At 33.8% G+C, this 12,270-nt stretch carries 8 protein-coding genes and 1 other annotated feature; of the genes, 6 read left to right on the top strand and 2 right to left on the bottom strand.

Annotated elements, in window-relative coordinates; all coding sequences use genetic code 11:
• Positions 1-237 precede the first annotated feature (237 nt).
• Positions 238-489: a binding site (T-box leader), on the top strand.
• Between the two features lie 61 nt (positions 490-550).
• Positions 551-2,212, top strand: a complete 1,662-nt coding sequence (locus EJN67_RS13365) for an AMP-binding protein (protein WP_129724939.1) — start codon at positions 551-553, stop codon at positions 2,210-2,212.
• A gap of 17 nt (positions 2,213-2,229) precedes the next feature.
• Positions 2,230-2,796: a glycerol-3-phosphate responsive antiterminator gene (locus tag EJN67_RS13360; protein WP_165000887.1), complete on the top strand. Its 567-nt coding sequence runs from the start codon at positions 2,230-2,232 to the stop codon at positions 2,794-2,796.
• Positions 2,797-2,895: 99 nt separating this feature from the next.
• Here EJN67_RS13360 and EJN67_RS13355 read toward each other — a convergent pair whose 3' ends face one another.
• Complete coding sequence (locus tag EJN67_RS13355) at positions 2,896-3,765, bottom strand: hypothetical protein (protein ID WP_129724937.1); 870 nt, start codon at positions 3,763-3,765, stop codon at positions 2,896-2,898.
• 151 nt (positions 3,766-3,916) lie between these two features.
• On the opposite strand from EJN67_RS13355, the gene EJN67_RS13350 reads away from it, so the two are divergent.
• The 4 genes from EJN67_RS13350 to EJN67_RS13335 all read left to right on the top strand — a co-directional run bounded on the left by EJN67_RS13350 (position 3,917) and on the right by EJN67_RS13335 (position 10,516).
• Positions 3,917-6,343 carry a Lon protease family protein gene (locus EJN67_RS13350; protein WP_129724936.1) on the top strand — a complete coding sequence of 809 codons (2,427 nt, stop codon included), beginning with the start codon at positions 3,917-3,919 and terminating at the stop codon, positions 6,341-6,343.
• Positions 6,336-7,994: a nucleoside kinase gene (locus tag EJN67_RS13345; RefSeq protein ID WP_129724935.1), complete on the top strand. Its 1,659-nt coding sequence runs from the start codon at positions 6,336-6,338 to the stop codon at positions 7,992-7,994. The genes EJN67_RS13350 and EJN67_RS13345 overlap by 8 nt, the downstream gene beginning before the upstream one ends.
• A gap of 32 nt (positions 7,995-8,026) precedes the next feature.
• The gene (locus tag EJN67_RS13340; RefSeq protein WP_207208038.1) at positions 8,027-9,235 is read left to right on the top strand and encodes a CapA family protein; all 1,209 of its coding nucleotides are present in this window, start codon (positions 8,027-8,029) and stop codon (positions 9,233-9,235) included.
• A 129-nt stretch (positions 9,236-9,364) separates the two neighbouring features.
• Entirely contained in the window at positions 9,365-10,516 is a 1,152-nt protein-coding gene (locus EJN67_RS13335; RefSeq protein ID WP_165000886.1) for an iron-containing alcohol dehydrogenase family protein, read from the top strand.
• A gap of 65 nt (positions 10,517-10,581) precedes the next feature.
• On the opposite strand, the gene EJN67_RS13330 is transcribed toward EJN67_RS13335, so the two are convergent.
• The gene (locus EJN67_RS13330; RefSeq protein ID WP_129724933.1) at positions 10,582-11,889 is read right to left on the bottom strand and encodes an FMN-binding glutamate synthase family protein; all 1,308 of its coding nucleotides are present in this window, start codon (positions 11,887-11,889) and stop codon (positions 10,582-10,584) included.
• Positions 11,890-12,270 lie beyond the last annotated feature (381 nt).

Here is a 12,270-nt window from a genome sequence, read left to right as displayed (position 1 = left end):
CAATTAGAATTAGCCATAGCGAGCACCTCACTGTATTATTTTTTTTTGGTTAAAAATATTATACATGATTTTCTCGCTATGGTTCTATATTTTTTTGGTGTTGCATTTAATTATACAACGAACCAAAAAATTTTGGAGACTTGCTTATATCTTGCTCACAAAATGACCAAGAAATAATCAGAAAATTTTGGTTGACATGTGCATATTTATATAATATAATTTAAGTTAATGTATCTCTCAAAGACGATGATAGGGATTAGTAAGCTGTAATGTATATAAGAGAGTTGCCGGGTGGTGAGAGGCAATATACATAAAGGCTGAACCTCACCCTAGAGTTGCCAACCGAAATCCTTAAGGACAGTAGACTTGGTCGGTTGCCCACCGTGAGAAGGGATAAGGTATGTATGTACCTGAAGAAAGAGGATGCAAATATTATATGTTGCATCAATTAGAGTGGTACCGCGGAAGTACAGACTTTTCGTCTCTATAACTATGGAGGCGAAAAGTCTTTTTGATTTGTATTATAAAACGAACATGGGAGGCTGTAAAAATGATGAATATTACCATGGGAAAATTATTAGCTATGCAAGCCCAACGGTATGCTGAGCATGAAGCGGTAGTATATCCATTTGAGAATATACGTTGGACATATTCAGAATTTAATGCCAAAGTAGAACAAATAGCTAAAGGCATGATAAAAATAGGTATAAAGAAAAATGATCATGTTGCTATTTGGGCAACTAATGTGCCGGAATGGTTGCTTTGTCAATTTGCTACAGCAAAGATTGGTGCAGTACTTGTTACGGTTAATACCAATTATAAGGCTTTTGAATTGGAGTATCTCCTAAAACAGTCTGATGTCAGTACTTTAGTGATGACCAGTGGCTTTAAGGATTCTGATTATATAAAGATATTAAATAATCTTTGCCCGGAGCTAAAAGATAGCCAACCCGGACACTTGCGTAGTGCTAAGTTTCCCTTTTTAAGGAATATCATATATATTGGTGATGAAAAATATCAGGGTATGTATGCTTTTGATGAATTATATGAATTGGGTGAGTTAGTATCTGATAAATATTTGGATCATATACAAAATTCACTAAGCCCCCATGATGTTATAAACATGCAATATACATCAGGAACTACAGGATTCCCAAAGGGAGTTATGCTTACCCACTATAATATAATAAACAATGGAGATGCCATAGCAAAATGTATGAATCTGTCATATGAGGATAGATTATGCATACCAGTGCCATTTTTTCATTGTTTCGGTTGTGTACTTGGTGTGATGGCATGCGTTACACATGCTGCAACGATGGTATCCCTGGATCATTTTAATCCTATAAAAGTAATGAAAATAGTTGAGAAGGAGCAGTGTACTGCTCTGCATGGGGTGCCTACAATGTTTATATCTATGCTAGAGAGCGACGAATTTAATAAGTTTAACTTTTCTTCATTGCGTACTGGTATTATGGCTGGCTCGCTATGTCCCGTAAAGATAATGAAGCAGGTAGTAGATAAGATGAATATGAAAGAGATTACAATAGCCTATGGGCAGACTGAAGCAGCACCTGTTATTACTCAAACCCGTGCAGATGATCCTATATATATAAGGGTATCAACCGTTGGTAGACCTCTCCCGGGAGTAGAAGTAAAAATAGTGGATCCGGAAACAAAAGAAGAATTGCCTAATGGAGTTCAAGGAGAATTAATAGCAAAAAGCTATGGAATTATGAAAGGTTATTATAAGATGGAGGAAGCCACCAAAATGGTAATAGATGAGGATGGGTGGCTCCATACGGGAGATTTGGCTGTTATGGATGATAGGGGATATTGTAAAATAACAGGTAGGCTCAAAGATATGATAATTCGTGGTGGGGAAAATATATATCCCAGGGAGATTGAGGAGTTTTTATATACCCATCCGGCCATTCAAGATGCTCAGGTAATAGGGGTTCCCGATAAAAAATATGGAGAAGAGATAATGGCCTGTATAATTCTCAAAAAAAATATAGAGAATCCTCCAAATGAAGATGATATAATAGAATTTGTAAGGGGTGGATTATCCAGATTTAAATGTCCTAAATATGTCTGGTTTGTGGAGGAATATCCTTTAACGGCAAGCGGAAAGGTACAAAAATATAAATTGCGGGAGATGGCTATAGCAAAATTAAATTTGCATGAAGAGGCTTCTATAGAAATTGCATGATAAAGAGGGAGACGCATATGATCAAAAGCATAGTGAATTGTTTGGATAATAGTCCTATAATAGCAGCTATTCCAAATGATAGAATAGGGGAGGATGATATACCATCATCTGTAGAAGTGGTATTTATACTCTCAAGTAATATCTTGACAATAGAAGATCGGGTAAATGCGCTTAAAAAAAGTGGTAGAAAAGTATTTGTTCATATGGATTTAATTGACGGATTGGGAAAGGATTTAGTATCTGTTAAATATGTAAATGAACGGATAAAACCTCATGGCATTATATCTACTCGTAATAATCTTTTAAGATATGGCAAAGAAGTAGGGCTTATAACAGTACAGCGATTGTTCCTTATAGATTCAATGTCTTTTGTAAGTGGGATAAATATGATAAAAAACTATGAGCCTGATTTTGTAGAGGTAATGCCTGGTCTTATACCAAGGGCGATTGACGAGCTTAAGAGAAGGATAAGTCAACCCATAATAGCAGGCGGTATGGTGACTCAAAAAAGTGATATAATTCAGGCATTGAAGGCGGGAGCTATAGCAGTATCCACGAGTAATATGGGGTTATGGGATCTATAACGAGGTAATTTTTACCCAAAGGTACAGATGCACAAAATTCCTTGCATGGGTCTTGCATGGGTAAAGATAAAATAAACATGGAAGGACATCCTTCCATGTTTATTTTATCTTGTCTATATTATCCATTAATATTTGTCCCTTTAGCTTGGCAAGTTCTAATTTTTTCTCGTTAGTTACTTTAATAAAGTCTTCTATTGCAAAATCAATCATTTTATTAAGAGTCTTATCAGGTTTTTCCATTCTAGATTTTGCAGTGGCCCATGATTTTTTTATTCCATCAAGCAGGATGTTTGTATTTTCCCAGCTATTTTTCTCAGCATCTATTAATATCTGGCGTGCATAATATTTTATTTCTAGTGTTTCTGGCGGCGCATTATGCTTATATAGATTTAAAAATTGAGGAAAATATTTATAAAGGTTATTTGCTTCAACCAATACTTCATATTCATTTTTGCCCATTATTTTTTCAGTTAATAAGTTTAACTGACTTTTGAAGGCGTTGATTAATTGGGAATCGGCCCCATCTTCCTTTGCTTGTACTTCATATTCATTCCATTTTTTATGCATTTCCTGTATGTTTTTATCAAAAACTTCCCAGTTTATTTGAGTTTCTTTTGAAGCTGTTTTGTTGCTTGTATTTTCTTTTGTTTGTTTCTCACCTTTTGTATTTTGTTCATCATTTTTTTCATTGCTTTGGGATTCTTCGGATTGCTTTTTTTCTCGATCTTTTTCATTTTTATTCTGTTTGTTTTTCTTTATATTTTCCAGATCTTCTATCATTTTTTTTGTACTATTTTCCAATGAAGATAGGGATTTTGGAGGTTGCTTCTTTTGTTCGCTTTGTTTAGATCCAATATTATCTTTTTGACCCGATGGCCGCTTGTTTACAGATTTACAACTAGTTATTGAGAATATAATAACGATTAAAATTATGGGGAAAAATTTATATATAATTTTTTTTCTTGTCATATTATCACCTCAAAATTAGTATTAGCATTGTGAGTAAAATAAATTCGATTGCTTCATAACCCTTTTACACTTAACATATTGTTTTATTAAGCAATATGATGTTTAATAAAGATATAGGATGTCTGCTTGATTTTAAGGAGGATTCAATGATATGGGAATTTATGAATTAGGCAAATTTCAATTAAAAAAATATTGGGATCCGGCAAAACTCCCTTTTAAATCTACTAAGGACTTGCAACCGCTTAATGGTATAATAGGTCAAGAACGGGCTGTTAAAGCTATGGAATTTGGCACTAAGATTAATAGAACGGGTTATAATATATATATAAGTGGAATAAGTGGTACTGGAAAAACCACATATGCCAGAGATTATATCTCTATGATAGCAAAGAAACAGCAGATACCAGATGACTGGTGTTATGTATATAATTTTGAAAATCCCAGTCAACCTACAGCGATAAGTTTGCCTCATGGGATGGGAAAGATTTTTACTAAGGATATAAAAAAACTTATAATTGATGTGAGAGAAGAGATAGTAAAGGCATTTAGAGGAGAAGATTATGAAAAACAGAAGACAGAGATACTAAAAAAGATTCAAGATAAGAGAAATATTATATTTCAGGAATTTGATGGCTATGCAAAAGAACAAGGATTTAAAGTAAATGCAGGTAATTCAGGGATATATTTCACTCCTATAATAGATGGTAAGGAACTTAATGAAGATGAGTATGATGAATTGGATGATAATACAAAGAAAGTAATCAACAATAAATTAAATGATATACAGATACAGGCTGTAGATTTTTTACGGAAAATGAAGGATTTAGAAAAAGATGCAAGCATAGGATGGAGAAAGTTGGAAAATGAGATCGGACTATTTGCTGTAAGACTACATGTGGATGAAATAAAAGATAAATATAATGAATTTCCTAAGGTATTAAAATATCTTGATGCATTAGAGGAGGATATATTATCGAATCTTGATGACTTTAAAGAAGATGATGAAAATGATAATGAACAGCAAACATTTACCAAATTGCTTCATAATCAACAAAAAAAGATACCGAACAAGTATTCAGTAAATCTTTTGGTGGATAATAGTAAAGTCGATGGTGCACCAGTGATAGTAGAATATAATCCCACCTTTAATAATTTGTTTGGGACAATAGAATACGAAAATAAATTAGGTACATTAGTTACTGATTTTTCTATGATAAAACCAGGTAGTATACACATAGGCAATGGTGGATATTTAATTTTGCAGGTTAAGGATATACTAAGCACATCATACATATGGGAAAATTTGAAAAAAATCTTAAAAACAAAGAGTATTTCAATAGAGAATCTGCGCGACCAATTTGGTCTTTTCGGTACTTCTACTTTAAAGCCTGATCCCATACCCATAGATATAAAAATAGTGCTTATAGGAAGCGAGTATATATTTCAACTATTGTACCAATTCGATGAAGATTTTCAAAAGTTATTTAAGATAAAGGTAGATTTTGATGATGAGATGGAGGCTAATGAACATAATTTGATAGATATTGCACAGTTTATAAGCGGATTTTGTGAACGAGAAAGAAGCAGGCATTTTACAAAAAAAGCGGTGATTAAGGTTGCAGAGTATAGTTCTAGATTGGTAGAAAATCAGCAAAAATTTTCTACCAGGTTTAATGAGATAGTAGAAATTATAGCAGAAGCGGATACTTGGGCACAAATAGAAGGTATGGATATTATAACAGCACATGATGTGAGCCGTGCGATACATGAAAAGCTATATAGATCTAGCAAGTATGATAAAAAACTTTTGGAGATTCTACAAGATGGCACTATAATGGTTGATATTGATGGAGAAGAAATAGGTCAGATAAATGGTTTGGCAGTGATGAATATGGGAAATTTCACATTTGGGAAACCCAGTAGAATAACTGCCAATACGTATATAGGTAAAAATGGAATAGTAAATATAGAACGGGAGGTTTCCATGAGTGGTAATACCCATAGCAAAGGTGTAATGATACTTGAAGGATATATAGGCCGAAAATATGCTCAGAATATTCCGCTCACATTAAGCGCTAGTATTACATTTGAACAGTTATATAGTGGAATTGACGGAGACAGTGCCTCGAGTACTGAACTATATGCCATATTGTCCAGTTTGGCAGAAGTTCCAATAAAGCAGGGTATTGCAGTAACTGGTTCAGTAAATCAGAAAGGGGAAATACAACCAGTAGGAGGGGTCACATATAAGATAGAAGGTTTTTTTGATCTGTGTAAGACAATGGGATTAACTGGTGAGCAAGGAGTTATTATACCATTTCAAAATATCAAAAATCTAACACTCAAGGATGAAGTGATAGAGGCGGTAGATAAGGGACTTTTTCATATTTATGCAGTGAAGACTATAGATGACGGTATTGAAATATTAACTGGTATACCGGCAGGTAAAAAATTAAACGATGGCACTTTTGAAGCGGGAACTATTCATGAAATGGTATATAATAAATTAAAGAGCTATGCTATTACAATGTTTAATTTTGGAAAAGAGAATGAAAAAGGGAGGCACACTAATGAATAATATAATAAAGGTAAATATAAAGAATAAAATATATGAGTATCCCATAGGAACAGATCTGGAGAAGGTATATATGGATTTGAGTGATCACTATAATAATCAAGTTGTAGCTGCTAAGGTTGATAATAATATAAGAGAATTGTCTTATAAATTAGCGAATGACTGCAATATTGAATTTCTAGATCTAACCAGTGATGATGGTATTAGGATATATATAAGAGGTTTATCATTTTTGTTTATAAGGGCATGTAGGGAAATTTTCCCTCATTGTTATGTATCTATAGAACATTCTTTGGGAAATGGGCTTTATTGTGAGGTACATGGTGACTTTTCATTGACTCCTAGACAGGTAAAAAGAATAGAAGATAAAATGCATGAAATAGTGGAGCTTGATGAACCATTTGAACGAACTAGGGTATCTATAGAAGAAGCCAAAGATATATTTAATAAAATGGAGTTTTATGATAAAATTGATGTAATAAAATATAGGCCTGAATCCTATTTTACGCTATACAAATGTGGTTGGATGTTTGACTATTTGTATGGCTATATGGTACCAAGTACCGGGTATTTGAAGAACTTTAAATTAAAATTTTATTTACCTGGGGTAGTAATTCAATATCCCACTAAGCAAAGTCCCGATTCGGTACCAGAATTTATTGATCAGCCTAAATTGTTTAGGGTATTTAATGAATCTGAGAAATGGAGCAGCCGGATAGAGGTGGAGAATGCTACACAGTTGAATGCTGCCATTGAAATGGGTAAAAGCGGGGATATTATACGTATTTGTGAAGCTCAACATGAGAAGAGTATTGCACATATAGCTGATGATATAGCTAATCAAAGGGATGGAATACGTATAGTACTTATAGCAGGGCCGTCTTCTTCAGGTAAAACCACATTTGCTCAACGGCTTAAGGTACAGATGATGGTAAATGGATTAAAGCCCATATCCATATCCATTGACAACTATTTTCTTGATCGTAAAGATGTACCATATAATGAAGAAGGTTATCAGGATATGGAATCAATAGACGCCATTGATATAGAATTGTTCAATGAACATCTAACTCGATTAATTCAAGGGCAAGAGGTAGAGATACCATATTTTAATTTTGAAAAGGGTGCCCGGGAATATAGAGGCGATAAGATAAATATTACTGAAGATCAGCCCATAATAATAGAAGGAATACATGGGTTGAATGAAAAACTTACCGCCATGATACCAAAACGAAATAAATATAAGATATATATAAGCGCCCTTACTCAGCTTAACCTAGACAATCATAATCGTATCCCTACTACAGATACTAGGATTATAAGACGTATAGTTCGTGATCATCTATTTAGGGGGACATCCATTGAAGAGACTTTTAATATGTGGCCGGGAGTAAGAAAGGGAGAAGAAAAATATATTTTCCCGTTTCAGGAGCAGGCAGATATAATGTTTAATTCGGCTCTTATATATGAGTTGGCAGTATTAAAACCGTACGTATTACCACTCCTTGGACAGATAAAAAAAGATAGCTCATACTATATAGAGGCAAACAGGCTTAAAAAATTTATGAAATATTTTGTACCACTGGATCCCAATGATATTCCAAATAACTCTATACTTAGAGAATTTATAGGCGGGAGCTGTTTTAGGGTATAAGGGGTATTTAACAGAAGAGAGAGGTGTAAATATTGAATCACAAGAGACATATAAAGGCTGTCATAATAGTATTGCTAATAGTATCAATACTATCAAGCTGCAATTTTATATCAGTAAAAGATAATAATATTCATCCTCCTGAAGAGGATGAGCATATAGAACTTAATGTAGAAGATAAAGAAGAACAAATTGAACAAGAACCACCTCGTTCATTGAATATAAGCGTAGTTGGGGATATAATGCTTCATGGCCCTCAAATAAGATCTGCGAAACAATCTGATGGGAGTTATGACTTTAAACCAGTATTTAGTGAAGTTAAATCGTATTTAGAAGGAAGCGATTTAACTTTGGCTAACTTTGAGACTACTATAAGCACGCCTGAAAAGGGCTATAGTGGGTATCCCATGTTTAAGACGCCTGAAAGTATATTAGAGGCATTAAAATATGCCGGATTTGATGTACTTACTACGGCAAATAATCATTGCCTTGACAACTTTATATTTGGTCTTGAGAATACGCTAAATAAATTTGATGAATATGGTTTCTTGCATACAGGGACTTCCCGTTCTCCTGAAGAGCAGGATAAAGTTTTGATAGTGGATAAAAATGGCATAAAAGTTGCCATACTTGCATATACCTATGGAGCAAACGGTATGGAAGGATCTGTGGATCAATCAAAACTACAATATATGGTTAATTTTATAGATGAAGAAAAAATATCAAACGATATACAAAAGGCAAAGGCTGAAGGTGCTGATGTTATAATTGCTTGCATGCATTGGGGGGTAGAATATGTAAGGCAGCCAAATGATGAACAAAAGGCATTAGCTGACAAGCTTTTTGCAGATGGGGTAGATATAATTTTTGGCAGTCATCCCCATGTAATTCAGCCCATGGAGCGTAGAAGGATAACTACAAATGAAGGTAAGGAAAAGGATGGATTTATAATATATTCTTTAGGAAATTTTGTTTCAAATCAAAGGGACAGATATCAGGATAGTGGAGTAATTATAAATCTTGAGGTCATAAAGGATGGCGATAATATTTCAATAGGTAAAATAGGTTATACACCTACATGGGTAAGAAAATACACAGATAATGGAAATATAAAATATGAAATATTGCCCGTTGCTAAATTTATGGATGGTCAGCTAAAAGGTAATGAAAATGAGCGTATAAAATCCGTATGGAATGAGACAACAGGTCTTATAGGGATCGAAGATTTTGAACCGGTTAAATAAAAATGAGCCTTGGAGGGAAACCCAAGGCTCATTTTTATTTAACCGATAAGCTAAAAAGTACAAACAATGACAAACAACTGGAAAAATGATAAAATAAATTTTATGTTATTTTTCTTGAGGGGTGATAAAATGAATTTTGAATTTTGCACGGCTTCAAATATAGTGTTTGGCAGTGGTTCATTAGCAAAACTAGGTAGTTTAGCAAAGGTATATGCAGACAACTATTTAATAGTATATGGTAAAAATAGTATCACTGAGACAGGTGTACTAGGACGTATAGAAAAGCAACTGTCTCAGGAAGGACTGTCATTTTGCCATTATAATGGTATTTATAAAATGCCAAATCTAAAAAATATAGAAATGGGAGTGAGTTTGGCTTTAAGCAATGGATGTAACGGGGTTATTGCCGTGGGAGGCGGTAGCGTTATAGATACGGGAAAGGCTATCTCAGGCTTTTTGACTAATAAAGATATTTTAGTAGACTATTCAAACAAGAAATGTAAAAAATATAATCTTACAAAAGAGGCAGCACCATTTATTGCTATACCTACTACAGCGGGGGTTGGATGTGAAGTTACTCAAAATATAATACTAGATTGCCATGATGTGCATAATAAGCAAAAGCTTAGAGATAAAGATTTGCTTCCCAAAGTGGCTTTGGTAGATCCTTTGCTTACGCTTACAATGCCTAAAGAGCAAATTGCAATTGGTGGTATGGCTGCTTTGACTCATCTTGTAGAATCATATATTAGTAAAAAGTCTAATTCTATGGTAGAAGTTTTAGCTATTAAGGGTATAAAATTAGTAGGAGAATCGCTTGAAGATGCCTATAATGATTGTGCAAATCTTAAGTCGAGGGAAAATATGTCGTTGGCTAGCTTGTTAGGTGGTATTTGCATGAATAATGCTGATACAGGTTTGACACATAATATGGCTACTATAATAGGATCTTATTTTAATATACCATATGGATTATCATGTGGGATTATATTGCCTTATGTTATAAAAAATAATAAATATAATCATACAAAAAAATTATATAATATGGGAGAAGCACTAGTCGACAAAAATATAGATTCTGAAATAGAAGGAGCTAAGATAGCAGTTAAATATATAGAAAAAATAGCATATAATATAGGTATTCCTAAAGATTTTAGAAGCCATATTAAAAAAGATAGCAATCTAGAGAATATAGCAAAAATGTTAAAAGATAATAGTGAAGCATGGAACAAATCACTGGATGGATATAAAATGGCAAATATTCTGGAAGGATTATTTTAGAATATTTAATATAAAATAAAAGCAACGGTCTGAGAAAAAAATTAACTCAGGCCGTTGTATTTATTTCAGCCTATAGGATGTATAGTATACGATAGATGTACACCTGTTATTTCAGCCATTTCCTTTGTAAGAGCTGTCACGTCATCTTTATTCAGCTGGTGGATAGAGCTTTTTCCTAGGCACCTTAATGCAATGTCCATTTCTTCCTTAAGGGCTTTTAGAAAATTACCTGCGCAATATGCACCTTGCTGCACATCGAATAGGTCCGTATGTTTACCATCATATAGATACATATCAGAAGGACTGGATCCAACAGGTAGTCTATCAAGTTGACTATATACGGCAGCTATATCTACTGGATAGCCTAAATAAAAGGCGTCAGCACCTAATGCTATAGCTTTAAGCATATCTGCACTATCCCTAAATCCGCCGGTCATTATAATAGATATTTTATCCCTTACATTTTTTTGTTCAAGGTGTTCTACTGCTCTTACTAATGCATATAAGGTAGGTATCCCAAAATTGTTTATGGTGATTTCTGGGCTGCCTGCAGTTTCTCCTTGGGCTCCATCTATGACAATAGCATCAGCTCCCGCATATATCAGTGTATCCAAATCATTTTCTATGTTACCGGCAGCAATTTTTACCGCAATTGGGATCCCATCTGTAAGGTTTTTTAAATTTTCTATTTTTTGTTTTAATTCATCTTGATTATTTATATCTGAAAATCGTGTAGGCATTATTCCGTCTTGATCTTTTTCTACCTTGATATGATTTCTGAATTTATCATCAATTATATTGTTGCTTATTTTGAATCCATCACCGGCACTGGCGCCTTGTCCCATTTTAATTTCTATCATATCAGCTTGTTTAAGATCTTCTATTTCATTACCCCATCCTGCTCGATTATATTGAACTACGTATAGCTCTGCAAGTTCCCGTTCTTCTTTTAAAAATCCTGATTCTCCAGAATTAACAGCTGTACCAATGATGGCTGATGCCTTAGCCATGGCAATTTTTACTTTCATACTTACCGAGGCACCATATGCCATTCCTGCTATCATATAGGGAACTGGTAAAATCATTGGTTTTTCCGAATTTTTTCCTATTACTACTTGTGTGTCTATTGAAGTGCCATCCATTAATGGAAAAAGGTTTGGAACAAACATAAGATCTTGGAAATCTTTAAAATTCAAAGTAGAGCCTAATGGTTCATACAAAGGTTGTCCGGTTTTTGCCTTTTGGGCTATACCCATAAACTTTAAAAAAGAATAGTTATCTACCGTGGTAGGGGATTTTACCATCTTCATATCGGTAAGTTTTTCAAGCATTTGATCTGCTATACGATTATATAAATATTGCATTAATGACATATATTTCACCTTCCTAAGAATTTTTATATTATTGATTATAATTATTTGGAAAAAAGGTTTTATTTATACCTTTGAAATTAATATAGTCTCAAGGTAAAGGAACAAAATAAAGGGGCAAATAAATTACAATAAATTACATGTTTATTTTATGCCTTTGTGTACATACTATCATTTACAAGGGTTTGTCTATGCCTAGGCTATATGATAACCCTTTTGGGAAAAGCCTCATATATATGGGGCTTTTCTTGAGTTAAAGTTAGTGTATAATTTTCATGGGCATTGGGTATTAGATTCCAAAAAGAGGAAGACCCCCACTAAGGGGGCCTTCCATATGCATAGTCAATCCTATATAATGTAATCAACAACGAAAAACATTAAGGA

The organism is Xylanivirga thermophila, assembly GCF_004138105.1.
Lineage (GTDB): Bacteria > Bacillota > Clostridia > Caldicoprobacterales > Xylanivirgaceae > Xylanivirga > Xylanivirga thermophila.
The sequence above is the reverse complement of the archived record's forward strand: the minus strand, read 5'-3'. Positions and strand labels throughout refer to the sequence as shown.